The organism is Chryseobacterium rhizosphaerae (assembly GCF_003385455.1).
Lineage (GTDB): Bacteria > Bacteroidota > Bacteroidia > Flavobacteriales > Weeksellaceae > Chryseobacterium > Chryseobacterium rhizosphaerae.
In genome coordinates this window covers 78,269-104,006 of the sequence record NZ_QNUF01000014.1, presented here as the reverse complement: position 1 = coordinate 104,006, position 25,738 = coordinate 78,269, and the positions used below count along the sequence as shown (strand labels likewise).

At 35.8% G+C, this 25,738-nt stretch carries 20 protein-coding genes; 12 read left to right on the top strand and 8 right to left on the bottom strand.

What is annotated here, in order from left to right; all coding sequences use genetic code 11:
- The first annotated feature begins 37 nt into the window (after window positions 1-37).
- From DRF57_RS13445 to DRF57_RS13430, 3 genes are all read left to right on the top strand, one after another.
- Window positions 38-838: an HAD family hydrolase gene (locus DRF57_RS13445; RefSeq protein ID WP_115919042.1), complete on the top strand. Its 801-nt coding sequence runs from the start codon at window positions 38-40 to the stop codon at window positions 836-838.
- 1,216 nt (window positions 839-2,054) lie between these two features.
- The gene (locus tag DRF57_RS13435; RefSeq protein ID WP_115919010.1) at window positions 2,055-2,609 is read left to right on the top strand and encodes a GNAT family N-acetyltransferase; all 555 of its coding nucleotides are present in this window, start codon (window positions 2,055-2,057) and stop codon (window positions 2,607-2,609) included.
- A gap of 324 nt (window positions 2,610-2,933) precedes the next feature.
- On the top strand, window positions 2,934-4,436 hold the full coding sequence (locus tag DRF57_RS13430) for a serine hydrolase domain-containing protein (protein WP_115919008.1): 1,503 nt from the start codon (window positions 2,934-2,936) through the stop codon (window positions 4,434-4,436).
- A 175-nt stretch (window positions 4,437-4,611) separates the two neighbouring features.
- Here the strand turns inward: DRF57_RS13430 and DRF57_RS13425 are convergent, their stop codons facing one another.
- Window positions 4,612-5,457 (bottom strand): class I SAM-dependent methyltransferase, encoded by an 846-nt coding sequence (locus tag DRF57_RS13425; protein ID WP_115919006.1) that lies wholly within the window; start codon window positions 5,455-5,457, stop codon window positions 4,612-4,614.
- 195 nt (window positions 5,458-5,652) lie between these two features.
- Between DRF57_RS13425 and DRF57_RS13420 the strand changes: the two genes are divergently transcribed.
- The gene (locus DRF57_RS13420; RefSeq protein WP_115919004.1) at window positions 5,653-6,609 is read left to right on the top strand and encodes a terpene synthase family protein; all 957 of its coding nucleotides are present in this window, start codon (window positions 5,653-5,655) and stop codon (window positions 6,607-6,609) included.
- Between the two features lie 162 nt (window positions 6,610-6,771).
- Here DRF57_RS13420 and DRF57_RS13415 read toward each other — a convergent pair whose 3' ends face one another.
- Window positions 6,772-9,147, bottom strand: a complete 2,376-nt coding sequence (locus DRF57_RS13415) for an outer membrane beta-barrel family protein (RefSeq protein ID WP_115919002.1) — start codon at window positions 9,145-9,147, stop codon at window positions 6,772-6,774.
- 35 nt (window positions 9,148-9,182) lie between these two features.
- On the opposite strand from DRF57_RS13415, the gene DRF57_RS13410 reads away from it, so the two are divergent.
- The 4 genes from DRF57_RS13410 to DRF57_RS13395 all read left to right on the top strand — a co-directional run bounded on the left by DRF57_RS13410 (window position 9,183) and on the right by DRF57_RS13395 (window position 12,638).
- Window positions 9,183-10,925, top strand: a complete 1,743-nt coding sequence (locus DRF57_RS13410) for a histidine kinase (protein ID WP_228450255.1) — start codon at window positions 9,183-9,185, stop codon at window positions 10,923-10,925.
- Complete coding sequence (locus DRF57_RS13405; protein ID WP_115918998.1) at window positions 10,922-11,620, top strand: LytR/AlgR family response regulator transcription factor; 699 nt, start codon at window positions 10,922-10,924, stop codon at window positions 11,618-11,620. The genes DRF57_RS13410 and DRF57_RS13405 overlap by 4 nt, the downstream gene beginning before the upstream one ends.
- A gap of 173 nt (window positions 11,621-11,793) precedes the next feature.
- Entirely contained in the window at window positions 11,794-12,042 is a 249-nt protein-coding gene (locus DRF57_RS13400; RefSeq protein WP_084084810.1) for a hypothetical protein, read from the top strand.
- A gap of 53 nt (window positions 12,043-12,095) precedes the next feature.
- The gene (locus DRF57_RS13395) at window positions 12,096-12,638 is read left to right on the top strand and encodes a hypothetical protein (RefSeq protein ID WP_115918996.1); all 543 of its coding nucleotides are present in this window, start codon (window positions 12,096-12,098) and stop codon (window positions 12,636-12,638) included.
- Between the two features lie 33 nt (window positions 12,639-12,671).
- Here the strand turns inward: DRF57_RS13395 and DRF57_RS13390 are convergent, their stop codons facing one another.
- From DRF57_RS13390 to DRF57_RS13370, 5 genes are all read right to left on the bottom strand, one after another.
- Window positions 12,672-15,455 carry a hypothetical protein gene (locus DRF57_RS13390; protein WP_115918994.1) on the bottom strand — a complete coding sequence of 928 codons (2,784 nt, stop codon included), beginning with the start codon at window positions 15,453-15,455 and terminating at the stop codon, window positions 12,672-12,674.
- Between the two features lie 259 nt (window positions 15,456-15,714).
- Window positions 15,715-17,169: a sigma 54-interacting transcriptional regulator gene (locus DRF57_RS13385; protein WP_115918993.1), complete on the bottom strand. Its 1,455-nt coding sequence runs from the start codon at window positions 17,167-17,169 to the stop codon at window positions 15,715-15,717.
- 89 nt (window positions 17,170-17,258) lie between these two features.
- Window positions 17,259-18,398, bottom strand: a complete 1,140-nt coding sequence (locus tag DRF57_RS13380) for a vWA domain-containing protein (RefSeq protein WP_115918992.1) — start codon at window positions 18,396-18,398, stop codon at window positions 17,259-17,261.
- Between the two features lie 439 nt (window positions 18,399-18,837).
- A complete protein-coding gene (locus DRF57_RS13375; RefSeq protein WP_115918990.1) occupies window positions 18,838-19,248 on the bottom strand; it encodes a DUF2000 domain-containing protein in 411 nt (136 codons plus the stop codon).
- Window positions 19,248-20,207: a bifunctional helix-turn-helix transcriptional regulator/GNAT family N-acetyltransferase gene (locus DRF57_RS13370; RefSeq protein ID WP_115918988.1), complete on the bottom strand. Its 960-nt coding sequence runs from the start codon at window positions 20,205-20,207 to the stop codon at window positions 19,248-19,250. Before DRF57_RS13370 ends, DRF57_RS13375 begins: the two co-directional genes overlap by 1 nt.
- A gap of 572 nt (window positions 20,208-20,779) precedes the next feature.
- Here DRF57_RS13370 and DRF57_RS13365 point away from each other — a divergent pair.
- The 4 genes from DRF57_RS13365 to DRF57_RS13350 all read left to right on the top strand — a co-directional run bounded on the left by DRF57_RS13365 (window position 20,780) and on the right by DRF57_RS13350 (window position 25,161).
- Window positions 20,780-22,381: a sensor histidine kinase gene (locus DRF57_RS13365; protein WP_228450257.1), complete on the top strand. Its 1,602-nt coding sequence runs from the start codon at window positions 20,780-20,782 to the stop codon at window positions 22,379-22,381.
- Window positions 22,365-23,018 carry a response regulator transcription factor gene (locus tag DRF57_RS13360; RefSeq protein ID WP_115918984.1) on the top strand — a complete coding sequence of 218 codons (654 nt, stop codon included), beginning with the start codon at window positions 22,365-22,367 and terminating at the stop codon, window positions 23,016-23,018. Before DRF57_RS13365 ends, DRF57_RS13360 begins: the two co-directional genes overlap by 17 nt.
- A 543-nt stretch (window positions 23,019-23,561) precedes the next feature.
- Entirely contained in the window at window positions 23,562-23,960 is a 399-nt protein-coding gene (locus tag DRF57_RS13355) for an ACT domain-containing protein (protein ID WP_115918982.1), read from the top strand.
- A gap of 253 nt (window positions 23,961-24,213) precedes the next feature.
- A complete protein-coding gene (locus tag DRF57_RS13350; RefSeq protein WP_052188663.1) occupies window positions 24,214-25,161 on the top strand; it encodes an alpha/beta fold hydrolase in 948 nt (315 codons plus the stop codon).
- Window positions 25,162-25,252: 91 nt separating this feature from the next.
- Here DRF57_RS13350 and DRF57_RS13345 read toward each other — a convergent pair whose 3' ends face one another.
- Window positions 25,253-25,714 carry a hypothetical protein gene (locus DRF57_RS13345; protein WP_115918980.1) on the bottom strand — a complete coding sequence of 154 codons (462 nt, stop codon included), beginning with the start codon at window positions 25,712-25,714 and terminating at the stop codon, window positions 25,253-25,255.
- Window positions 25,715-25,738: the final 24 nt, after the last annotated feature.

Below are 25,738 nucleotides of genomic sequence, written 5' to 3'. Positions count from 1 at the left end.
GATTCTGATACATACAATTGCTTTTCCCAATAAAATTATGGAACAGATTAAATTAATTGTGACGGACATGGATGGGACATTCCTCAATTCCAGCCATGAAATGAGCCCTGAATTTTCGGATGTTTACAAAGAACTGAAAAAAAGAAATATTCTGTTTGTCCCAGCAAGCGGCAGACAGATGCCCGGCATCACCCATTATTTCGGAGAAATAGAAAGTGAGATCGGTTTTATCGCTGAAAATGGCGGCTATGTTATCTATAAAGATCAGGAGCTTTTTGCCGATATACTGGAATATCAATATATAGTTGAGATTATCAAAGCTGTTCGGGAAATACCAGGAGCCAAAGCAGTATTATCAGCTAAAAAAATGGCTTATTACGAAACCGAAGATCAGCAGTTTGTAGACTTTTTCTCAAAGTACTATACTGAAAACATGAGAAAAGATGATCTTACGGAAAAAATTGATGATACAGCCTTTAAAATAGCAGTCTATCATCCCGAAGGTGCTGAAAAATATCTGTATCCGGCTCTTAAAAGATTTGAAGAATTCGGTCTGGAAGTAGTTGTTTCCGGAGAATACTGGCTTGATATTATGAATAAAGATATTAACAAAGGAAATGCTCTGAAAATACTTCAAAAATCGTTGGGTATTTCTCCTGAAAATACGATGGCTTTCGGTGATTATATGAACGATATAGAAATGCTGAAGAATGCTAAGTATTCTTACGCTATGAAAAATGCCCATCCGAACGTAAAGCAGGTAGCCAATTTTGAAGCCTGTACCAATGACAGCTTTGGAGTGCTGAAAACAATTAAGGATTACCTTCATCTTAATTAATACATCCTATAAAAACTATAACCCAATACGAAAATGAACAAATCAACCGGAAGAAAACCCGCTAAATCTTCCTACTCATATTGGCGAAAAATTAGGACAACTTTTGCTGGAACAATTTGTAGAGAAAGACTGGGTTGCAAAGGATAATCCTGCTGATCAGCAATATTAAATTACTGAAAAAGGAGTGGAGAAATTTATGAAACTGGTACTTGACCTTTTCAAAATAAAGACGGGGTAAAATATTAGTAGCAGAGAGCAATATTTACCGGAAAATTAAGAAGATATGCTGTATAAAAAGTGTATGTCTTTCAAATAGAACAAAAAGATGAACTTTTAAAAGTTTATCTTTAGTATTTTAAAAGATTTGTAACTTTGTTATAGATTGTATCTAGAATGTCTATTTTAGTGTAACTTAATTGCTAATATACAAAGTTGGTTATTATATAATCTATTGTATTACAAATTACTTCTTTAATGTTGTATATATCACGCTTTTGTTTAAAAAAAATAGCTCTTCAAAAATCCTTGTATTCAATATTTTAAATGAGTTAATTCATAGCTTTCTATTATAGATTTTAAATCTTTTTTTACCTTATCTAAATGAACATAATTTTTTTATTAGTATTTATTGTATGATATTTTTAGATATGAATAATGTCTTTATTAATAATAAGTAGTTGAGCTAAATCCTCAACAAAAGTGTGCTAAAACTGTATGGTTGAGGTTTCTTATATGGATTTTGAATTGTTATGAAAAAGTTTTATTTTTGAAAAAATTAAATTACTAAAAAGTTAAGCTTTAGATTCTTATTTGATATCTAACTGAAAACTGTGGCAGAATCATGGCAGTTGTTATTTTAAAAGATGGAAAATATAGATTGAATAAGGATTGTAAATCATAGGTTCGAATCCCTCACTCTCCGCAGAGTATTAAATATAAACCTACTGATTATCAGTGGGTTTTGTTTTTTATTAAAGTTTTCTTTCTCAAATTTTCTCTATAGGTCTTATATAACAAAGATAATGATTTAAGACTTTCGTAATCTTTGGAGTTGTTCAAATGGTAGTTGATTATGCTGTCTTATTATGCAGAAAATCAGAATTATAAAAAAGTGAAAATAATCAGCTTAATCCTTTTTCTACTTTTATAAGTCAATATTTTTTCACAGAAAATTGATGGCAAAAAACTATACCTTTACAGAAATATAAAACTAATAATGCTTACGATAAATTTCTCAGAGTTTCCTGAACTGGAAACGGAAAGACTGAAACTCAGACGTGCTGATGTAAATGACATCAATGAATTATTTGCATTACGCTCTGATCCCAAAGTAATGGAATATATTCCCAAACCAGTAGCCACATCAATCGAAGAAGCATCGGAACACCTCAAAGCAATTGATGAAAAAATTAGCAGTAATGAAATCATTAATTGGGCAATTACCCTGAAAGGTGACGCTAAAATGATTGGGACTATCGGTTATTATCATATTAAATCTGAGCATTACCGGGCAGAAATCGGTTATATGCTGCTTCCGGATTTTCAGGGAAAAGGTTATGTTACTGAGGCCATTGCTGAAGTGGTTAATTATGGTTTTGCTACAATGGGATTACACTCGATAGAAGCGTTGATTGATCCTGCCAATTTAGGTTCTGCCAAAGTATTGGAGAAATGTGATTTTATGAAAGAAAGACATTTTAAAGAAAGTGAATTCTATAACGGGGAATTTATCGATACGGTAATTTATTCCAAAGTAAATGGACGAAATTAATGGCAAAAAACAAAAATTAATAATAGCAAAAACGAGATATGTCTTATTGGGCTATTTTTAATTATATATGAAAATATTAAAAGAAGGACTGGGCTGTCCATCTCTCCGGAAAAAGTTGCAAATCAAGTGGTTTGCAACTTTTTTTGCTATAAAAGGATTGTGGCCAAAACAAAAAGGTGATCATAGTACTTTTTAAAAATTGGAAAAAAATGGCACAATAGAGAATAGAAGTATCATCATTAAAATGTAACAGAAACGTTTTATGAGTTGTTATGATAATAACAGAGAAAAAATAGGATAACCATACCATTCAATTATTGACATATGAGAAAAATACATGCAATCATTATATTGTTTTTATCACTCAACATTTTTGCACAAAATGTAAATGACAAGATAAAACTATTTGAAAACGACTTCTACCATTGGGATAAATCAAAAAAGAAGACTTCTTTAAAAGATAGAATGTCTTTTTATAATGTCAACGCAGTAAGTATTGCGGTGATTAAAGATTACAAAATAGAATGGTCGAAAGCATACGGTTTTGCAGATGCTTCTGAGAAAAGAGTAGCAACTCCCCAAACGCTGTTTCAGGCAGGATCTATTAGTAAGACTATTAATAGCTTAGGTATTTTAAAATTAGTTCAGGAAGGAAAATTAGGTTTGGATGATGATATTAATAATTACCTTAAAACATGGAAATTTCCTTATGATAATGTTTCAAAAGGCAGGAAAATTACTATCGCTAATTTATTGAATCATAATGCAGGGTTGTCGGTTCATGGTTTCGGAGGTTATGAAAAAGGAAGCCCTTTACCTACGACAATTCAAACGCTTGACGGATTGAAACCTTCCAATTCCGGTGCTGTCAGGTCTGTATTTGAACCAGGGGTGAGGTTTCAGTATTCTGGTGGGGGAACGACGATTAGTCAATTAATTCTCGAAAATACAACCGGCGAAAAATACGAAGATTATATGCTGAAAAATGTTTTGACTCCATTGGGGATGGATAACAGTTCTTTCAGCCAGCCCCCTGCAAAAAACAAAGAAAATTTGTTGGCAACAGGCTATAATTATGATAAAGAGGTGAGAGGGAAGTATCATATTTACCCCGAAAAAGCGGCGGCCGGTTTATGGACAAATCCAACAGATTTAGCAAAATATATTATTGAAACCCAACTGTCATTAGTAGGAAAATCAAATAAAATTTTGTCTAAAGAAATGTCACAAAAAAGACTGGAGAAAGATTTTGGAACATTTTCAGATGATTTTAATGGCGTGAAATATTTTAATCACAGCGGAGGAACTGATGGGTTTATTTGTTTCTATTTGGGAAGCGTTGAAGATGGAAATGGAGTGGTTGTGATGACCAATGGTAACAACAATAAGATAGTAGAAGAAATTGTGGCAAGCATTGCAGGCTTGAATCAATTTAAAAATTACCCTTTACAATCGAGTAAAGAGTCAATTTCTGCAACGATAAGAAAAGAGCTGTCCAAAAGTGTAGACAAAGGTCTTGAACTTTACAAAAAACTAAAGAAAACTCAACCTAACGATTACAATTTCTCGAACGAAAGCGAACTCAATATGCTGGGATATGAATATTTGAATAATAATGAAATAGATTCTGCCATCAAAATTTTTACTTTGAATATCAATGAATTTCCAACATCAGCAAATGTTTATGACAGCCGAGGTGAAGCTTATTTTAATAAAAAAGATTATCAGCTATCAAAAAAGGATTATCAAAAAGTATTAGAACTGGAACCAACAAATCCAAACGCAAAAGCAATGCTTCTGAAAATAGAAAAAGAAACTGAAAAATAATTAATGGATTTTATAAAATGCTCATAGACTGCTCAATCCGGGTATTTTTAAAGAATAGGAAAAGAAACCCATGAATATAAAACCAATAAGACCTCCTTACGAAAGAGGTCTTTTTTTATTGTAATTCAAGACTCAGTATGAATATCGTCTGATGTGTATGTTTGGAATAACCGGGTCAGATAGAAAAAGTGAGCATTTCCAGCAGTCCTTCACCCTGCTGATGAAACAGTTTATTATTTCCATTCAGCTGAAATTCGACATTTTTTACGCTGTCCATTTGGATGCTACTGACATTTAAATCATTGATGACTGCCATTATTCCTTTTCTGGAATACAGGTTTACACGGTCATCTATAAACTTTTCAAACATGTCTATAATAGTATTGTGAAGAGGTTGCGCATACTCAGGTACATCTGTAAGTTCAAGGCAATAATCCATGATTACCCTATTGTGCTTATCTCCAGATCTAAACCTTTGCATCAGTGTAATAAATTGATGATTATGGATATAGTGAACAACTCCTTCAAAAATAATAACGGAAGGCTTTTCAGGTTGATATCCCTGTAGCTGCAATGTCTCCATAAGTAGTTTGGTATCCGTTAAATTACATTGAATACAATGAGGAAGATCGGTATCAGAAATCAAATCTGAATAAATTGTTGCTTTAGTGTGAATAGTATCGCTTCCGTCTACTTCGAAAATATGGCTGATCCTATCTGCACAGTGCTCCAACAGAAAAATTGATAATGGATCCAGGCCGGCTCCAAGAATGCATACCTGTTGTTGAGGATGGGAAAGGAGTAGTTCTGAAAGTGCTTTTCTGATATATCTTTTCCTTAAGCAGATTACATCGCTAATAGTGGCAGAAACGGAAGTCATCTGTTGATTGGCAGCCGCTATAGAGCCGAAGTCAATATATTCAAGATATCTTTTCTCCAGATCAGAAGTGTATACTGAATTTGATTGTTGTAGCACTAAAGCAGAAGTAAGAGGGACATTGGTTTTAATATGAGCGTTCACGGAGAATAAATTTTTTAAATGAGAACTGGTATTTGTTAAATGTAGTTATAATAAATTGTTATGTTTTAAATATTTGTTTAAATTATTTTATTTTGGATTAAATAATTTAAATAAAAAATATTATGATTAATAATAGTTAAATTACGTGGGAAATTAAAATAAAACTGAATTCAAATCATGTAAACATTCAAATTAATGAATAAAACAATCACAAAAGACCTTAAAGTTTTGTTACTGAACCCGTTTCCGCAACGTATAAGTCCACATGCAGAGTTCCTTAAGGAAGAGAGCGAAAGATGGATCAGGGAAGAATATAGTTCTTTATCCCCATCCTTTGTCAAAATGATGATGAGGCTCAATGGTGCTTCCTGGGCTGCCCATTGCTGGCCGGATGCTTCTCTCCCCGTATTGACTTCCATCACCAGAGCTTTGTTGTGGGGGATTGCCCAGGATGATTATTATGCTCCACTTCAGGGGGATGAATTGCCAAAGGTAACTTATCGTATGATGGAAATAGCGCGGGGTACAATTCCAGAACCGGAAGAAAATCCTATTATTCATCAGTTTTCTATCTTTATGAGGGAATTTGAAAATATTGCAACAGAAGATTGGATGAAAAGATATGTATACGATATCTCTCAATATCTTGAAGGGATAGAAATAGATTCATCGATAAGCTACCGTAAGAACATTAACTATCCCACCATTAATGAATATATACCCATTCGTAGAAAAAATGTGGCTATGGCTACTGTAAATGATAAGATAGAGTTGGTAACAGGTATTTTACCTGATTATATTGTAGTGCATCCTTTTATCCAGCAAGCCCGCATCCTGGCAGGAGATTTATTTGCCTGGAGTAATGATCTGATTTCATTGGAAAAAGAAATGCGGGATGATGAAGCGATGAACCTTGTATTGGTTATCCAGAATGAACGGAAATGTTCAATTGAAGATGCTTTTGATGAAGCTGTTCAGATGTATAACTCCCGTGTGGAGTGCTTTATGGATCTGTATAATGATATTCCCGATTTTGGTATCTATACGCCGGTGGTGAAGAAATTTCTGGAAGGGCAGGGCTTATGGATCAGCGGCTATCTGAACTGGTTTGAAGAAACCAACAGATATAAACCATCAGACCAACTTATTTAAGTCATCAAAATATTATCTGAGAATAAAATCACTGGATTTGTATAAAATACTCAAAGACCACTCAATCCGGGTATTCTAAAATAACGGAGAAAAAACTTGGGAATATAAGACGAATGAAAAAGGACCTCTTTTCTAAGGGGGTCCTTTTTATGTTCATATAGGCTAATCTCTGTTGCCACTTTTAGCTTGTCGCACCGTCTGATTATCCTTTTGATTAAAACGATAAACTAATGTCAGACGATAACGGGCCGCATTGGGAATGCTGGTTTGATTAATTTCATAGTCCGATCCAATAGTTCTGGTGTTAAACTTTCGGAGTTCAAACAAATTACTTACATCCAGCGTAAGTGTTGCTTTATCTTTCCAAAAAGTCTTGCTGAGCCCCAGGTCAATACTGTGCAGTGCGTCTGTACGGGTTTGTGCTGTAGCATTAGCTCCTCTGAAGTTATAGACTGCCTGAAAAGAAAGCTTATTTTTAAATTTTAGTTGGGAACTCAGGCGGGCTGTAAGTGTATTACCGGAATAATCAAAGTTTTGATTTTGATAACTGCCTTGCTCCTTATAGTGATACACATTCAGCTCAGCATTTGCCTGTAGCCATTTGAAAGGGGTGTAGAGTAGAGAGAGCTCAAAACCGGTACGTGTTTCTTTATTAATATTCACTGGCATGGTGATCAATAAACCGTGAGCATCCCGGAAAGTATAATCCTCTATTACGCCGTTATTTCGTTGGTGATAAATAGATGGGTTAACAGTAAATGTTTTCCAGTTTTTGAGGAAAGCCAGTTCAAATACATTGGCGTAAGATGGGTTAAGATCCGGATTGCCAACATAACGGGTGCTCAAATCAGTAAGCTCATTAAACGGATAAAGCATTCCCAGTCTGGGTCTGTTGATACGTTTACTGTAGCTGGCTTGCAGGTTGGCGGCAGCATTGAAACGATAGCTGATATTTAATGTTGGAAACAGACGATTGTAATTCTTTTGATTCGTGTAATTGCCTGCACGGTCATCAATACCGATATGAGTGAGCTCACCACGAAGGCCTGCCTGATAACCAAAAGCGCCTGTTTTACCGGAAAACTGTATATAGGCACTTCCTATCAGTTCTTTATACAAGAGATGATTGTCGATCCCATCAATAATTTCCCAGCTTGCAGTATTCTGTTGCTCTGCAATAAAATCAGAGTTTACCCTGCGGTCTTCCATTTTTAAACCAAATTCCAGGGTAGAAGTGCTATCTAAAGGCTGTACCATATCGGTCTTAATCATCAGGTCCTTACTTTTTCCGAAAGAACTTGTCCTGATCATAGGGAATGTAGTGGTAACGGGTAAAATTTTGCTGGTGGATAAATTCCAGTCTTTATCGCTGTCCCAGAAATCATATTGCATATCTACCGTCAACTTTTTACCTGCTTTCTCAAAAGTTTTAGTATAATTAAATTCGAGCTGGTTATAACTTCGTTTTTCCCATGATTCACCACTTCGGCTGAGGCTGCTGTCAGGAACGCTGTTTTTTCCGGAATATAAATAACTTAGCCGGGTCTTGTCATGATCATTGGTTGAATTCCGCATGAAAGCAGCAGTGATCGTGTTATGATCATTGATTTGAAAGTCTGCACCAAAATAGAGTAGTCTTGCATCATCATGCCGGTCTTCATCCTGACGTTGATTCAGGTATACCGGGGTCCCGGAAAGTCTGTTAGATTGCTGCATGGTATATAAACCAACATAATCTGATAACCGTATTCCGTAAGTTGCAAATAAATTAATTCTATTGGATTTATAACTTAAACTGGGACTTATACGGGTTTCATTAGGAATACCACCCACCAGACGCAATTGGCCACTGAATCCGGCCTTCTTATTTTTTTTAAGAATGATATTGATGATCCCTGCGGAACCCGCTGCATCGAATCGGGAAGAAGGATTGGTGATGACTTCTATACGCTCTACCTGATCGGCAGGAAGCTGTTCCAGGGCATTATTTTGGGTTAATCCCGTACGACGCCCGTCCACGAGTACCAATACACTGCTATTTCCACGCAGGCTGATTGTTCCTCCGGGACTGACACTTACTGAAGGTACAATATTGAGTAAGTCGGTCACCGCCCCGGATTGGGAGACGACATCTTTACCCACCTCGAAAACCTTTTTATCAAGTTTTAAACTGACTGATGATCGCTGAGCCGTTACATTTACCTCCTGTAATAACTTGGTATCGGGTTCTAAAACGATGGTTCCAAGGTTGATTACTTCATTGGGGTGTACCTGTAAAGGTTTACTGATCGCCTGAAATCCGATCAGATTGTAGCTGATTGTGTAATTCCCTGCAGGGATGTTTTCCAGTCGGAAAGCACCCTTGGTATCCGAAATTCCGGCGGCAACAGGACTTTCTGTGTTACTTCTTACCGTGACGGTTACATGCGGTATGGAGGTACCTTGTTTTTCATGGATGATACCGGTTATCTGACCTGTCTGTGCAAAGCAGTAAGACACAGTTATAAAGATAAGAAAAGGTGTTGCTAATAGTTTCATGATGTAAATTTAGATCACGGATAAACCGGTTATCTGTGAAAACATTTCAACGACTCTATAAGCTTCTAAACAGCCATCAGGCTTTGAAAATTACCTTGTATATTTACATCATGCATAACCTGTTATTTTTGTTGACATTGCTCAGTGCACTGACCAGACCTGTGATCCGTACTGAAGAACCGATACCTGTCTATAAAACAGGTGATAACAAAGCATGGGCAGCAAAAGATTATGATGATAAAGGCTGGTCTCAGACCAGGGGAAATACCCTGGACAGGATATTTTGGTCGAGAACCCATTTTGAGCTACGTCCGGTGGAAAATGAGCTGAAACCTCTTGGCCTTCAGATTCAGTCTTTTGGTGCTTTTGAGGTATATTGGGATGGAGTACTGATTGGACACAACGGACAGCTTCCCCAACATGGAAAGCCAGAAATGCCGGGGACTGAGAGCAGTTATTACAGGGTTCCGGACCATTTGATTTCACCGGGTTTCCATACCGTTGCCTTGCGCAGTTCGCAATCATTTTTTCCTGAGGTACAACGTTCTGTAGATTTTAAGATGGATAGCTATACGGCATTATTAACAAAACCTTTGGTGACAATGTCTTATATGAATCTGATGGCAGGAGCTTTTCTGATTGCGGCCGTCTATTATTTTTTTCTTTACCTGAACAGCAGGCGCAGGCCATGGGATACCCTGATCTTTGCTTCTATATGTTTTCTTTTTTTTGTTTTACTGATCATGGAATACCTGAAATTCCATGTTGTAATCCCGTATACTGATTTTTTTGTACGCCTTGAAATCATCGGATGGCTTACCTTTGCCAATGCCCTGCTGGTGCCTTTATATTTTATTATTCAGTTTAATTGTAAACAGGGAAAATGGTTGATGGGGGCCTTACTTATTACATTAGTATTGCTTTACATTGTACATTATGGAGCTTATGATCTTACCGCACGTCTTTATAGTTTGGCCATGCTGATTGCAGCTTTCATTGTAGTTTTGAATGGTATTATTCAAAAAGAAAAAGGAGGTTTTATAGCGCTAGCAGCACTTGTAATCAGTGCTTTGGTTAATAAATTGGTGGTTTATGACTTTGGCCTGTTTATCAGTTTTACCGTCATTGTATTGAGTATGCTTTACCTTCATTCCATTAGGGCAAGTGTCATTGAAACAGAACATCAGAATGCAGTATTGCTTTCTTCAAGATTACAGTTAGAATTGCTTAAAAAGAATATTCAGCCTCATTTTTTAAGAAATACGCTGACCTCCATGATGGATTGGGTAGAAGAATCTCCTAAGGAAGGCTCACGGTTCATACAGGCACTGGCTACAGAATTTGACATTATGAATGAAATTTCCGAGCAAACTCTAATTCCTATTACCAAAGAACTGGAGCTTTGCCGGCAGCATATATCGATTATGGGGTTTCGTAAAGAAATCAATTACATTTGGGAAGAGGTGGGAATAGATGAAGAGCAGCTCATACCGCCGGCTATTATTCATACTTTACTGGAAAATGGTATAACTCATAGTGAACCTTTACCGGGAAATACTGTGAAATTTGTGCTCTCTTATTTTTTGAAAGAGAAAACCCATGAGTATACTTTTGAAACACTGGCAGAAAACCGGAAAGTGATGACGAAGAGGACTGGAGGAAATGGCTTTAAATATATTAGAGCACGGCTGACTGAAAGCTATGGCCAAAACTGGACCTTCGATTCAGTTGCTACTGAAAACGGCTGGATATCTACCATTCATATTTTACGACAATGAATATACTGATTATAGAGGATGAGGCAAGGATTGCCCGCCGCCTGGAACGAATGACCATCGAATTCTTTGCAAGTAAACCCGTTACAATTAGTATTTGTGACTCTTTACAGAAAGGACTTGATCAAATTAGAAATCAGCTTCCTGATCTGTTGCTTCTGGACCTTAATCTCAATGGAGATAATGGATTTGAAATATTGGAACAGATGGTAGCGGCCTCTTTTCATACGATTATTGTTTCGGCTAATACCGATAAGGCTATTACTGCTTTTGCCTATGGGGTGCTTGATTTTGTTCCAAAACCTTTCGATCAGGAGCGGCTTTTTAAAGCCTTGACACGGTTTGTAAGCCCTGCTTTAAAAGTGGAAGAAGACATTAAATATCTTGCTGTAAAAAAAGCCGGACAGGTTCGTCTCATCAATATTACAGAACTTATTTACATTAAGGGAGCCGGAATCTATACCGAGCTTCACCTTACCAATGGACGGAGTGTGCTCCACGACAAGTCTCTTGAATTATTACACCAGCTTCTTCCTGATCAGTTTGAACGGATCCATAAATCCTATTTAGTTAATTTTTCGCAGGTTGAAAAGGTGCTCGTCAATACAGGTACCCGCTACAGTGTACTGCTTAAAACAGGCGAAGTACTGCCTGTAGGCCGCTCAAAGTATAAAGAACTCAAGAATAAGATGATCTGATTTCTGAAATTGATACAGTAGATTTTCCGGGTATTTATAGTCACATGGTTTGTTTTGACTTTTTTGTATTTTAGCACACGCCTGAAAGTGGATTATTTTCATCAATTGATGAATGAATAAAACATTTCAGAATGAAAAACTAAAAAATAATAACTAAAAGATTGTATCAAGCCATGGAAAAAGAAATAACGGAGTTAACCGATCAGGAACTATTAGAGAAAGTAAAAAAGAAAAAGTCTAACGACATTACCAATGCTGTAATTCTGGGATTTCTGATTGGTATTGCCACCTACAGCACTGTAAAATATGGTTTGGGACTTTTTACGTTTCTTCCTGTGCTTTTTGCTCTTTTTGCTGCCAATAAATGGGGGAAAGACAAAAAAGCATTAGAAGAAGAATTAAAATCAAGAAACCTGAAGTAAGGCATCACTTTATATCTTTAAAAATCAAATGATCACCATTAAAAAATAATCCTATGAAAATAAAACCGTTCACCCTTATCTTAACCCTACTTTTTCAATTCGTAAGCTTAACTGTATTTTCACAGAAAGCTGAGGGCTTAAGTTCTTTATTGGATAAAAACGCTGAATTTATTTTCCCGCAAACCACAGACAAAGTTGCTAAAGTATTGCATACAGAAACTGTTTTCTATGGAGATGCCAATGAGGAAAAATATGCTAAATGGCTTACCAAATCAGGATTGGAATTATATTGTAGCCTTGGAAAAAACGATGTGATCAACGAAATGTTTTTTGATATTCCGGATGATAAAGTTATTATTGTGGAAGGCCTGCCTTTTGGTCTTGTCATGAATAAAACAACATTAGAGGAAAGTAAAACCAAATTCGGTAAATATGGTGCTAAGGTCCAAAAGCTAGGAGATGACAGCTCATTTTCGGGCGGTGCAAAGCTGATTTTCAAAAAAGGGAAGTACTATACAACATTGCTTTTTGACAATAAGAATCTTCTGAAATTTATAGGCCTTACCACAGAACTTGCCGATCCGGCTGCCGGTTAATTGAATGCATTGTTATTTTTAATATATGAAAATTTATCCCAATGATCTCTTCTGATTAGGTTTATGCATCTTTTCTACACTCAACCCGCTTATTTTTTGAAACCAACGATAACCACCATTACTTTGAATAAACCAAGCTAGCTTCTGTTCACCTATAGAAATAAAATCATTTTTAGAGAAAAACTGACCTTTTTCAATACTTAAATTCTTGAATAAATCTAAGGCTTCTTCCATATCAAATCCTTTTGGTCTTGTTAGTTTTTTCACTTCTTTATTTAATCCAGTTAGTTGTCTAATTTTATTATATCCTCCAAAAGTTATTACTGCCCTGCTAAGTTCTGGTTTTCCTAAGGCAATTAAATCCCGGTGAGTAGGAAAGGCATTTTGTTGAATGCTTACTGTTTTATATTCTGCAATAGTATCTTTTGCTTTATAACCATGCCTGAGAGATTTCAGTTTATACTCAGAGTCACACTCTTTACGAAATACAGCAAACCCTCCATTTCTCGAGATGAAGCCAGAAAGGTATCCCAGACCCATTTCGCATAATTCCTTATCGGAAAGATGGTGCCTATAATGAAGATATAAAGCTTTGTAATGTTCAATGGCATTCATTTTTTTCTCTATTCTCTTCTTTTCTTTAAGAGAAGGTATGACAGACTTTAATGAGATATCGGCTGTAACAATTTTATGTAATTTCTGGACGGTAATTTTTCGTATAATAAAACCAGCTAATTTATGTTCTCCTAAGTCCCTTAGTTGTTTCATAGTGAGTAGGTATCCATATTTAATACAATATTGTTTGTATTTTTCTCCTGAAATATCTATGATTTCAGGAGAGGTTTTACGTATGTTTTTATTGATTTTCAGATTCAGACCGGTTAATTGTCGCAATCTTTCTAACCCGATTTTGTTCACAATATAACTAATTGCGGTATGCGACATTAATGTTAATGCTTCTCTTTTAGTAAGAAAATAACCTTTTTCTGCACATTCTTTTTTATAAAGATCTATTATTTGTTCTTGAGAATAGTAATCTTTAGGTAATTTTTTTGGAGAAAAAGAAAGTTGGGTTAATTGTTGCAGTTTGTAATAACCAATATGGTTTTGAATATAATTTGCCAAAGTAGGATTAAATGTATGTACTTCTTTTCCTTGTACAAAATATCCTTTTTCAGTACATAGTTTAGTATATTCTGCTATAGCTTCATCAATATTATGAATTTTATAGGGTATTTGCTCATTGGGAAATTTAAGACCACATGCTTGTCTTGCTGCATATATACCCCCACTTTTGCTTATCATATTTATTACTCCATATAGTTTTTTTGTAGAAAGCTCTTTTAGAGTAAGGTATTTCCCTTGTTCTATTGATAATTTTTTATATGTAGACAATGCTTTTTCATAGGTAAAGTATCCTTTAGGCTTTCTTAAAACCTGTACATTTAATCGCTTTCCAACTTCGTAATAATTTCCGTGATATTTATAAATTCCTCCAATCAAACTTGTCTTTTTCTCTTTTCTTAATTCTATATCCAATGGCATTCTCTTATATTTTTCAACAAGGGGAAGTAATTCTTTTTTTATGTTTTCAATATCTGCCCAAAATACAAGCGGTTTTATATCTATGCTTCTGACGTAATTGTCTATAGATTGTTTAACAGGTAATATTCGATTAAGCTCATTGAGTATGTTCTTCTCAATCTGCTCAATGTTACAAGTAAATTTTTCTTTAGAAATGATCAGATAATCCTTCCTTAAATCAGTATATAACTTGATTTTTTTTTCTAAATTGTTATAGTATAATGGATGATCTTTTCTCGAGAATCCGGTAATTTCAATATAAGTAGTCCCAATCAGAAAGTCACAAATATAATTGTGATTCTCCGATATTTTCACATGTACTTTACGGGGAATATTGTACTTTAAAAGTATATTGTCAAATATACTTTCATATGCACTTTGAAGAAAATAGCCGTCCCATGAACAGTACGATTTAGAGATCTTTGTATTTAATAATTTACAAAACCTTGTATGTCCACCTCTTTTAGCCATTGCGCAGTGTAAATCACTTTTTCCCATAGCATTAAGTATGGCAGTACTGGGCATGCTTCCCAATGCTTTAGTTAACGGTGCTAACTCGCTTATAATTTTATCATCTGTCCAATAGTTGTTTCGGTTGAAAATTATCCCAAGCTCACTTTTAAACTCATTCATAGTGCCATATTTGCTGATAGCTCCGAGTAAATCATTTCGATTATTTTGCTTGAGATAGTTTTGTGTTATTGTAATTCCTTTTTCATGTAATTGTAACAATTCTGATAAAACCTTTTTACGAGACCATTTTTCGCCTTTCAAAACAATCCCTAATTTATGTTCTTTATTTAGTTGTCGTAATCCTCCCCATTTTCCAATAGCTGTACGCAAACTATGTGTTTTTTTAGCTGTCAGGAGACCATACACAGAAGTATTTTTTAGTTCTGTTTGATGATCCCTAAGAAATGTTCTGAATTCTTGTAAAGTTTTCTCTAGTGTCCAGTAGTAATCCGGTTTTTTATGATTAATCAGACCTATTTCATCTCTAAGCGCAACTATACCTCCGAAGTGTGTTTGTATTGCACGAATTAAGCCTCCATAGTTTGCCTCGCGTAAATTCTTAGAACCAGGTAAATATCCCCATTGTTTATATAATGATGTATACGTTGCTATTATTTTTTCTTTATCCCATTTTTTCGTTTGTTTGATAGAAATAGTGATAATTTGTTCTGTACTATACTCAGCATTGGTATTTAATAAAATTTTAAAATTCTCTTCCATTCTACATTTATTAATGATTTGAAGTTTATTTGTGTTAAACTTTGAACAAAGGAAATATAAACAAAAATAAAAAAGAAAACTAAGTAATAACTCCTTTCAAATAAATGCTATTTGCTTGGATTATTAGATGTTTATGCTATTAAGTTTGCTCTACTGAAATAGATGTTTGATTGCTGTCTCATATTTTCTGCAGTGTAAAGCAAAACCTTCAGACTAATTCTGAAGGTTTTGCTTTTTTTACTCTTTATCTCAATTTTCTTTAATTACGCAAAAACTGTCCAATTCCCACAGAATCAAAGGTGAAAACAGACTTGTTTTCAGACTTATCGATTTTGCTGCTGATGGTCAATGCCCATAAAACTAATTCTTTACAGAAATTTTGATCTTCCGTACTTAATTCTGACGCATTTTCTTCAATAAGTGCTACTAAAGGTTTTATACTGTCTAGTTTAGCATAGAACTCCTCATCCGTATCGTTGTAATTGAGTTCAAGATGGTTTTTATTGAACCATCTGATGAGATCAGTGTAAGGTGTTTTTATATCTTCTTTTTCCAGTTTAGGGATGCGTGGGAATATACTTTCAAACTGTCTCATCACAGCTTTGTCGATTAATATTTTCGCTACATAATCTGCTCCTTCCTGTTCGCCTTCATATACCAGTTCAATTTTTCCTGTGATGGATGGAATAATCGACATAAAATCGAGCAAACGTACCGTAGTCTTTTCGGCTTCTGATTCAATCAGGCGTAATTTTGCTGCGGCTACCAGATTTTCCATAGCGCTGATGGTCAGACGGGCACTTACTCCGCTTTTTGCATCTACATATTCACTGTCACGGGCTGCAAAAGCAACTTCCTCCAAAAGATCTTTTGCCAAACTGCTGATTTGTATTTGCGACTGATCTTCAGGCGAAATCATGGCTTCCTGTTCTGTGATCTGTCTGGCCAGTGCGATTGTTTTAGGATAATGAGTGAAAATTTGTGATCCTATTCTGTCTTTAAGTGGGGTAACAATGCTGCCACGATTGGTATAGTCTTCCGGATTCGCGGTAAAGACAAATTGAATATCAAGAGGCATTCTCAATTGAAATCCACGGATCTGAACATCTCCTTCCTGTAAAATATTAAACAAGGAAACCTGTATTCTTGCCTGTAAATCAGGAAGCTCATTGAGCACAAATATAGAACGGTTCGCACGGGGAATCATTCCGTAATGCAGTACCCTTTCATCAGAATAGGGCAGCTTTAGGGTCGCTGCTTTGATAGGATCTATATCACCAATTAAATCAGCAACATTCACATCGGGAGTGGCCAGTTTTTCGAAAAAACGGTTGGAACGGTGTACCCACGAAATGGGAGTTTCATCACCTAATTCTGCAATAAGGTCTCTGGCGAATTTTGAGATAGGGTGGTATGGGCTGTCATTGATTTCAGACCCTTTTACTATGGGCATATATTCGTCAAGCAGATTCACCATACTTCTGGCAATTCTTGTTTTTGCCTGTCCGCGAAGTCCCAGCAGATTAATATGGTGACCGGCAAGAATTGCCTTTTTCAACTGGGGAATTACCGTATCTTCATATCCCCAAAGTCCTTCAAATACAGGTTCTTTAGCTTTAATTCTTGCAATGAGGTTACCCTGAATTTCTTCATTAATCGTTTTATCAGTATATCCTGATTTTTTTAATTCTTTAAATGTGATATCGTTTTTCATTTTGTTTACTAATACTATATTATCTGATGAGAAATAGTGACGCCTTTATCAGTGAATTTTGATGACTGGTATTTAATTCCGGCGTCTGGTTATATTCTCTTTATTCTGTTTTTTTCGTAATCTTCAAAAATCATTTGTCCTAAACCGGACAGGCCTGTAAGAAATGCTTTTCCTTTGTTTTGAGCTGTAAATGCTTCTACAAATTGACGGAGATAAGGATCCTGGGCAATCATAAAGGTGGTAATAGGAATTTTCAGTTTTCGGGCTTGTGCCGCTTTATTGAGACACTGGGAAACAATCTTTTCATCCAGACCATAGCTGTTCATATAAAACTCGCCGCTGGGTAGCTGGATACAGCTTGGTTTTCCGTCAGTGATCATGAAAATCTGTTTATTGGTATTTCTTTTTCTCCGCAGAATATCCATAGCCAGTTCCAGTCCGGCAACTGTATTGGTATGATAAGGACCTACCTTTAAATAGGGAAGATCTTTGACCTTAATAGGCCAGGCTTCATTTCCAAAAACAATAATATCTATAGAGTCTTTAGGGTATTTGCGCTTTATTAATTCTACCAATGCCATAGCCACTTTTTTGGCCGGTGTAATACGGTCTTCACCATATAAAATCATGGAGTGGCTGATGTCGATCATCAGCACCGTACTCATTTGTGCTTTATGTTTGGTTTCCTCTACAATGAGGTCATCTTCCGTTAAGCGCAGGTCTGAGATTCCATTATTGATCTGGGCATTTTTTAGACTTTCCGTTAAATTCAAGGTGGCCAGGTCATCTCCGTACTGGAAAGAGCGGTTTTCACCGTCACGTTCATCTCCGATTCCTGCTTTGGTGGTGCGGTGATTTCCGGTTCCGTTTTTTTTGAGTTTCCCAAAGATTTGGTCGAGGGCATATTCCCGTAATGCAGATTCCAGTTTGGGAGTCAGGATATTTTTCCCTTTGCCTTGCCCTGAATTGCCCTCCTCAGGATCTTCTTCCCTGATGTATCCCCGTTTTTTTAAATCTTCTTCAAAATCCTGAAGTGAATATTCATCACTAAAAATATCATATTCTTTATCAAGCATATCGAGCCATTCAAAGGCTTCTTCAATATCGCCGGAAGTGTGGGTGAGCAAATCTTTGAAAATATCAAAAACCCGGTCAAAATGTGATAATTCTTCCGGAATATGTTTACTGAACGTAAAACCTCTCTGAGAATTAAAATCTTTATTTGTCATAAGATGATGAAGCTATATTGGATTGCGAATACTTGAGATACCAGTTGAAATGCAAAATCGTTACACCGTTGAGGAACGTTTTTTACTTCATTCGAAATGATCTCCGTATTCTATAATTTTTATTTTCTTAAACGTTACAAGTTAGGAAATTATCATATCAAGATTCCTGATGAAAAATAGAAAATACTAATGATAACGATATGAAATCAGAATATATAGTAAAAGGAATATTGACCTTATTTCGGGATCATGAAGGTAGGAAGCTGAAAGAAGGATACCGGGAATGATGATGAATATATGCATGCTGATCATTACCTGGAAATTTGATGAAAAGGTTTTAAAATTAATAAAATTTAAGTTAAGTTTTTTAGACTTAGCGGGCTCTAACTTTCATTCTGAAACCTTGTTGCAGTAGTGTCATAAAAGAGTCTGTTTTATTTTATTCGTGAAACTTTAAGCCATCCAAGGCTTTATCTACCTTTTTATGATCACCGTACACAATGATGCCAACTAAATCCAGGGTATCTGCGGTATGTTTTGCTATTTCTGCAACATTTTCTTCTCCTGAGTGGGTATCAAAAAGCGGCCGGGTGTAGATTCCGATCGCTAGCTCACGGTCTCTGGAACGGCGGAATGCTCTTTGCAGCTTTTCGGCAGTGTCTGCTTTATAGATAAGGGTAGGGTGCTTGATGAATGGCAGGAATTTTTCCTGATCGGCTGTTATGAAGTCCTGACCATGGGTCTCCGGAAATTGAATAGCAATACTTCCTGCCAGGAAAGAAACAACATTAAGTTTTTGCCAGGCTAATAAATCGTCCTTAATGACGATGGCTACTTTTTTATCGTACATTATTGATCTTTTAAATTTAATTCCATTTGAATATTACATCGCTGATAGGGAGTAGGACGTCCTGTTATTTTCTGGAATCCCAATTTATAATACAGGTTGATTGCGGGTTTCAATATTGTGTTGCTTTCAAGATAGAGTTTGGACGCTCCGGATTCTCTGGCAGCACTGATCATTGCACATCCTAGTAACCAACCCATATTTTTTCCCTGTGCCTTTGGTGAAACGGCCATTTTTGCCAGTTCAAAATCATAATCAGGATCATCCATTTTTATGAGGGCACAAACGCCCAGCGGTTCATTATGGTATAAGGCTACCATTATTTTTCCGCCTTTATGTAAAATATATTCCTCAGGATTGTCTAATGCTCTGTAATCGGCATCTTCCATTTTGAAGTAGTTGGAAATCCATTCCTCATTGAGTGCTTGGAAAGCCGTCTGGTATTTGGGCTCATAATCTACAATCTCTACCTCTTTACTTTCGCGGATTTTCTTTTGTTCCTGTACTCTTTTTAACAATGGCTTTTGGGCCAATAAAAACTCCCATTCAGCCAGTGCTTCCCATAAATTATGGGTAGCCTCACTGATGATTCCGTCAATAGCCTGGTCAATATCAGCACACTGAATTTTTATCTTTGACGAAAGCTCAGTACCTTTTTCACTAAGCCCAACAACATTTCTCCGCTTGTCCTGAGAGGTAAGGTTATCTTGCACCAATCCTGCTGTGGCCATTTCCTTGATGATTTTCGTTACAGAAGGCTGAGAATGTCCTATTTCACCTGCAATCTCAGTTATTGTCCTGGGACCCTCTTCCGATAAAACAAAAAATACGGGAAACCACTTAGGAGAGAAATCAACATCATACAGTTCATAAATTTTTGCCGCTTCCTCCGTCATGTTGGATGCCATAAAGCGCAGTCGGCTGCCTAATGCTATTTTTCCGGTCTTTTCAAATAAGCTCATAGTATAATTGATTATATAACTAGTTATGCAAATGTAATATATTATTTTAAATCTCATACTTATTCTCTTAAAATAATATTTGAAATAATTGTAATGTTATGATAATGAATATGTTGAGTGTTTGTTTTTTAAGAATTGAAAAATAATCCCCAGATGAGTCAGCCTGTAGTCTCTGGTTTCCGTTCTGCAATCTTTCACTTTTAGTCTCTTATCTTTGGGGTTTTCTACCTGATACCGGGGACCTCTCACAAAAAAATAAATAAACAAAAATTAAATTCCTGGCATTTTATGTGGTATTTAATATTATGATAAGCCAAAAATTACTTTACCTTTGTCAATTGAATGATATACAGCGATTACTAGGTTTTTGAGCATAGATTGACCATGTGAAAATAAAACTATAAAAACCTGATAATGGCGAAAACTAATTTAGCGGATAAGCACATATGAAATATAAATTCTTAAATTTTAAGTTGAGGAAAATTGTTCATTACTCATTGATTCTGTGTATCTTATTGATACAGGTAATTATAGCCATATTTTTTTATAATGAATTTGTTAATGAAAAGAAATTGAATTTCATTAAAAGCCAGTTGGAAGAAAGCAGGGCACTGGGAGGATTGACGGATAATTCAAGGAAAGATTTCATGGACGCACAGGATCACCTACAGAAATATATGGTGAGCCAGGATGATAAAGATCTGCAGCTCTATTTTCAGTCACTTAGAAAACTTAAGGGAAATTTTGATAAAATAGGGGAATATGAAAAGACAAGTCCAAAGCTGAAAAATACTATTGCTAAGCGTAAAAAGGATACCCTTAAAGTTAACAAGCTAAAAACACTGATTGACTCTGCATATCAGTCTTCCCTGAATTCTCCAGCAAAAATTCAGGACAAGGAATACGAGCCGGAAAAGTATAAGAATGATTTTGAAGACTTCAATATACAGACCCGAACGTATGCTGATACTGTTAAAAAGAAAGGATTTATGGGTCGTTTAAAAGATGCCATAACGGGTAAAGTGAATGTTCAGAAGGAGAGTACGGTGGTCACCTTAACGAATAATAAGACAATAGATCTTTCTCAGGTAAAATCTAAAATGAATAATGCAATGAAGTCTATGGACAAGTATTACTCTGATGAAATTAAGAAAGTGCAGCTAAAAGCGGCCAAAACTCAAAGGGATAATTTGCAGTTTTACGGAAATTTCAGTAAATTACTGGTGTACAGTAATGGATTGATAGAGGTATATGAGAATGCCATCAAAGATTTTAAATCCGAATTAGAAAGAGAATATAACGAACAAAGTTCAAATAATAATAAAATCAGGACCTATCTGGTACTTGGATTAATGATCTTAATGTTCATTGTATCTATTCTGATCATGTATTTTACAAGAGTGGCATTTATCTATGAAAGAAAACTTAATGCAGCCAATGAAGAGATTAAGAAGAACCTTAATTTTAAGAACAGGATATTAGGAATGCTGAGCCATGATCTGAGGTCTCCGTTGAAAATCATTAATATTTTTATCGATAAGATCCGCAGAACGACGAAAGATGACACCATAAAAGATTATCTTCAGTCTATTAAATTTACGAACAGTACGCTGCTTCTGCAATCTAACCAGATTTTGGAGTACACCAAAAATCAGGAGGCTGAGAAAAAAATGATCAATACCGTTTTTAATCTCAAAAATGAGCTTAATTCAATTGCAAAAGTTATTACTCCGTATATAGAAACCAGAAATAATAAGTTTGTAGTCACAGACAGAATCCCTGAAGATGTAGTGGTGTATGCCGATAACATAAAAATTAACCAGGTATTCATGAATATTCTGGGGAATGCCAATAAATTCACAGAAAACGGACAGATTGATCTTATTATGATTACGGAGCCTATAGATAAAAATAGAATATCCCTGATCACAACTGTAGCAGATACGGGAATTGGAATTTCAGAATCAGATGTGAAGAAAATTTTTGAACCTTACTACCAGGGAGTAATTTCTGATGAAATAGACAATCTTGGGGCAGGGCTGGGATTAAGCTTATGTAAAGAGATCGTAGAGCTTTTTGATGGAGAAATATCTGCCACAAGTAAATTACATAAAGGAACAAAAATAACATTCAGGATCAATTTAAACATTAATAACAATGGAGTTACCAATTGAAAATAAAGAAATTACCTTCCTTTTAGCAGATGATCACAGTATTGTAAGGCAGGGGATGGAAATTATCATCAGTGATATAATTCCCGATGCTAAAATTTATCATGCTTCTTCATTACAAAAGGTCGTAGAGCTGGTAAGATCTGAGGAAATAGAAATCGCTATTATGGATGCCCATTTCCCTGATGGAAACAGCCTGCATATTTTGTCTCAGATGAAAACGGTGAATCCGGCTCTTAAAATACTGATCTTTTCCGGTCTTGAAGAAGATTTACATGCACTTAAGTTTATTAAAGCAGGTGCTAATGGTTACCTCAGTAAGCTAAGCGAAGAGGAAGAAGTAAGAGAAGCCATCTTACATTTTATAGAGAATGGGGAATACTTTTCCACCGTTTCCCGTAACCTGCTGGTACAGCTTGTCTCCAATCCGGATTTGCTGAATCCTCTTGCCCGGCTAACGAAGAGGGAATTGCAGATTGCCGAAATGTATGCAGAGGGACTGGGAAATCTGGAAATTTCCAACCAGTTGGATATCAAGCAGAATACGGTGAGTACCATTAAGAAAAATATATTTGAGAAATTAAAAATTGAAAATATCGTGGAGCTGATTGATCTTATCAAAACGCATCACAAATTATAGGATTTTTAAAAGCATTATTTCCGGCAGGATATTTATCGATAAATATCGATGCTTCTTTAGACGTGTATCGATGGGGAATATGAGGGAATTTATTCATTAATGTTGTTACTTTGCAGTAGAGAATTCAGGGAATAGAAAGTGAGATATTCTAAACTTTGAATTTTTTACACAAATGAGAAAAAATATAACTATACCAATAATAAACTATAGTTATATAAAAACGCAAGTGATGAAATTAAATAACAGTATGAAAAACCCTCAAAACCAGCTTCTTGAAAGCATACCAAAAAAACACAAACACATATAAAGAAGTTAAATAGGTCTTGTTAGGTTATTTAATACAAAAAAGGAGATGGGGATCTCCTTTTTTTCGTTTACGTAAATAATAGATTCTGAGGACCAGCCTGAGTAGGTAGTATACCAAAACCTCTGAGATACTAACCCTCTTTTATTTCTTCTAAAGCCAACTATCTTTACCATCTCATTTTTTTATCAAATGATAAATGAATAATGAACCCTGTCCCTTAGTTTTGTGAAAAAAAGATGTCGGGAGAAAAAGAATTGGCAGTTCTGCTTAAAAATATGGAGCCTGTATTGCACTCGGGAGATTATGTTTTCTGTACAGTTAAAGATTTGAAACAGGTTTCTGACCTTGATAAGGTTCTGTTTTTCTTTCGGGAAACTGAAGCTGTAACCATCGTTTTGGAAAAAGCAACGGCAGACGAATGGAAGTTGGGGTATACTTATATTTCTTCGTGGATTACCCTGAATATTCATTCTTCACTGGAAGCGGTAGGGCTTACGGCAGCTTTTGCGAATGCTCTGAAACAGGAAAATATAAGTTGTAATGTAGTGGCTGCTTATTTTCATGATCACATTTTTGTGGCAAAACAAGATGCGCAAAAAGCTATGGAAGCATTATACAGTTTAAGCAACATATAATAATATGTATGTTCTTCAACTTTTATAAAGATGCAAAGTTTTTAAGCGATCACCATACCATGTAGCTTTACCTGCGACAAAGTCACCTTCTTTTGCTTATCTGAGTTGCATGACCTTTGCGATTATCTTTCTTAAATTTCCACTTTTCAAAATGTCCGATTGAATCCCAAATATGTCCTGTTCAGCTTATTTCTAACTGTTCTGTTTGCTTTTACAATTTATGTTTGTACCATAATTATAAAAATAAACGACAATGAAAACAATCAGAAAAATTTCAGCTGTAAGCTTATTATGTTTAAGTCTTTTTACAGTGGTGACAGTGTCCTGCAGTGAAGAAAATGAGCCTCCCACGATACAGGAGATACAAAATAGAAACCACCAAAATGCCAAAACCCAATTTGTAGATAGTAAAGGAAATAAAATTGCTTACCGTATTCTGGGAAAGGAAGACGGAATTCCTTTGGTACTGCTGCCCGGATTAGGAGGTTCAATGGATGACTGGGATCCTGCAGTGACGGATGGATTGGCAAAAAAATACAAAGTCATTCTGTTTGATAATAAAGGAGTGGCCTCTTCCCAGGGAAATACTCCGAACACAGTACAGGAAATGGCGGATGATGCAATTGACTTCATTAAAGCGTTGCATTTGAATAAAGTGAATATCATGGGCTTTTCAATGGGAGGATTTGTGGCACAGCGGGTTGTTTTAACCAATCCCGGATTGATCAATAAAGTGATTTTAACCGGAACAGGCCCACAGGGAGCCATAGGGTTATCCAATTTGCCGAATATTATTGCCGGAACCGCCGGGTTAAGTCCTGAAGCTTCTTTCCTTAAATTCGGATTTACAGAATCTGCTCAGAGTATTGCTGCAGGGAAAGCGGCCTATGCAAGAATTCAGCTTCGTACAACGGACAGAGATCCCGTATTAAGTGATGCCACCTCAAATTCACAGTTCACCGCTGTCTTAAGCTGGGCACAGCAAGATGTCAATGCCCTTACAGTATTGAAAAATATTAAAAATCCTGTTCTTATCGTTCATGGGGAAAATGACCTTCCGGTGTCTGTTCAAAATGCGAAAAATATGGCTCAGAATCTGGAACATTCAGAACTGGTTATTTTTCCGGACTCAGGACATGCTTCATTCTTTCAGAATCATGATGCTTTTGTGGCAAAGGCAGTGGAGTTTTTGGGAAAGTAAATCGAAGAATTATTCCGGGTTATCAACATATAAACAAACAGCTTACCTTGCATAAGCTGTTTGTTATTTTTAGGGAAAAAGCATCCGAACCTTATTCGTTGAAATTGAGAATCTGATTCATTTCAGAAGCTATTTCATCAGGATCGAGTATTCTTTCAAAATAAGTAGTTTCAATCCTGGTTTTCTTCCAGAAAGGATAAACTAAAACACCGGTAATCCCTATATTTTCTATAGAGGAATCAGAATTTTTGACATCCGTTATTACTTTAAATACCGTTTCTCCTTTTTTGTATTCTGTTATCCGTATTTCACAGGTTAAGAGCTTAAAAGCCTGTTCAATTCCCTTTTTTAAAACTTCATATTCCTCACTGAAATGTTGGTGCCCCAATGAAAACCCAACCGTCAATTCATACGCATCTGTTGATAGCCAGTAATGAGAGTCCTCTATACAAAGAGATGTTGTCCCATGCTCCTCTGAAACACTGATTTTTGAACCTAATTTAGATTTTAGCAGTTCCAGAATTTCATTGAATTTCTTTTCATGGAGTTTCATGATAGACTGAAAAATTTTATCATA

Coding starts and splice junctions, on each gene's coding strand:
- DRF57_RS13445 (WP_115919042.1), top strand. CDS start 38: ATGGAACAGATTAAATTAATTGTGACGGACATGGATGGGACATTCCTC.
- DRF57_RS13435 (WP_115919010.1), top strand. CDS start 2,055: ATGCTTACGATAAATTTCTCAGAGTTTCCTGAACTGGAAACGGAAAGA.
- DRF57_RS13430 (WP_115919008.1), top strand. CDS start 2,934: ATGAGAAAAATACATGCAATCATTATATTGTTTTTATCACTCAACATT.
- DRF57_RS13420 (WP_115919004.1), top strand. CDS start 5,653: ATGAATAAAACAATCACAAAAGACCTTAAAGTTTTGTTACTGAACCCG.
- DRF57_RS13415 (WP_115919002.1), bottom strand. CDS start 9,147: ATGAAACTATTAGCAACACCTTTTCTTATCTTTATAACTGTGTCTTAC.
- DRF57_RS13405 (WP_115918998.1), top strand. CDS start 10,922: ATGAATATACTGATTATAGAGGATGAGGCAAGGATTGCCCGCCGCCTG.
- DRF57_RS13400 (WP_084084810.1), top strand. CDS start 11,794: ATGGAAAAAGAAATAACGGAGTTAACCGATCAGGAACTATTAGAGAAA.
- DRF57_RS13395 (WP_115918996.1), top strand. CDS start 12,096: ATGAAAATAAAACCGTTCACCCTTATCTTAACCCTACTTTTTCAATTC.
- DRF57_RS13390 (WP_115918994.1), bottom strand. CDS start 15,455: ATGGAAGAGAATTTTAAAATTTTATTAAATACCAATGCTGAGTATAGT.
- DRF57_RS13385 (WP_115918993.1), bottom strand. CDS start 17,169: ATGAAAAACGATATCACATTTAAAGAATTAAAAAAATCAGGATATACT.
- DRF57_RS13380 (WP_115918992.1), bottom strand. CDS start 18,398: ATGACAAATAAAGATTTTAATTCTCAGAGAGGTTTTACGTTCAGTAAA.
- DRF57_RS13375 (WP_115918990.1), bottom strand. CDS start 19,248: ATGTACGATAAAAAAGTAGCCATCGTCATTAAGGACGATTTATTAGCC.
- DRF57_RS13370 (WP_115918988.1), bottom strand. CDS start 20,207: ATGAGCTTATTTGAAAAGACCGGAAAAATAGCATTAGGCAGCCGACTG.
- DRF57_RS13360 (WP_115918984.1), top strand. CDS start 22,365: ATGGAGTTACCAATTGAAAATAAAGAAATTACCTTCCTTTTAGCAGAT.
- DRF57_RS13355 (WP_115918982.1), top strand. CDS start 23,562: ATGTCGGGAGAAAAAGAATTGGCAGTTCTGCTTAAAAATATGGAGCCT.
- DRF57_RS13350 (WP_052188663.1), top strand. CDS start 24,214: ATGAAAACAATCAGAAAAATTTCAGCTGTAAGCTTATTATGTTTAAGT.
- DRF57_RS13345 (WP_115918980.1), bottom strand. CDS start 25,714: ATGAAACTCCATGAAAAGAAATTCAATGAAATTCTGGAACTGCTAAAA.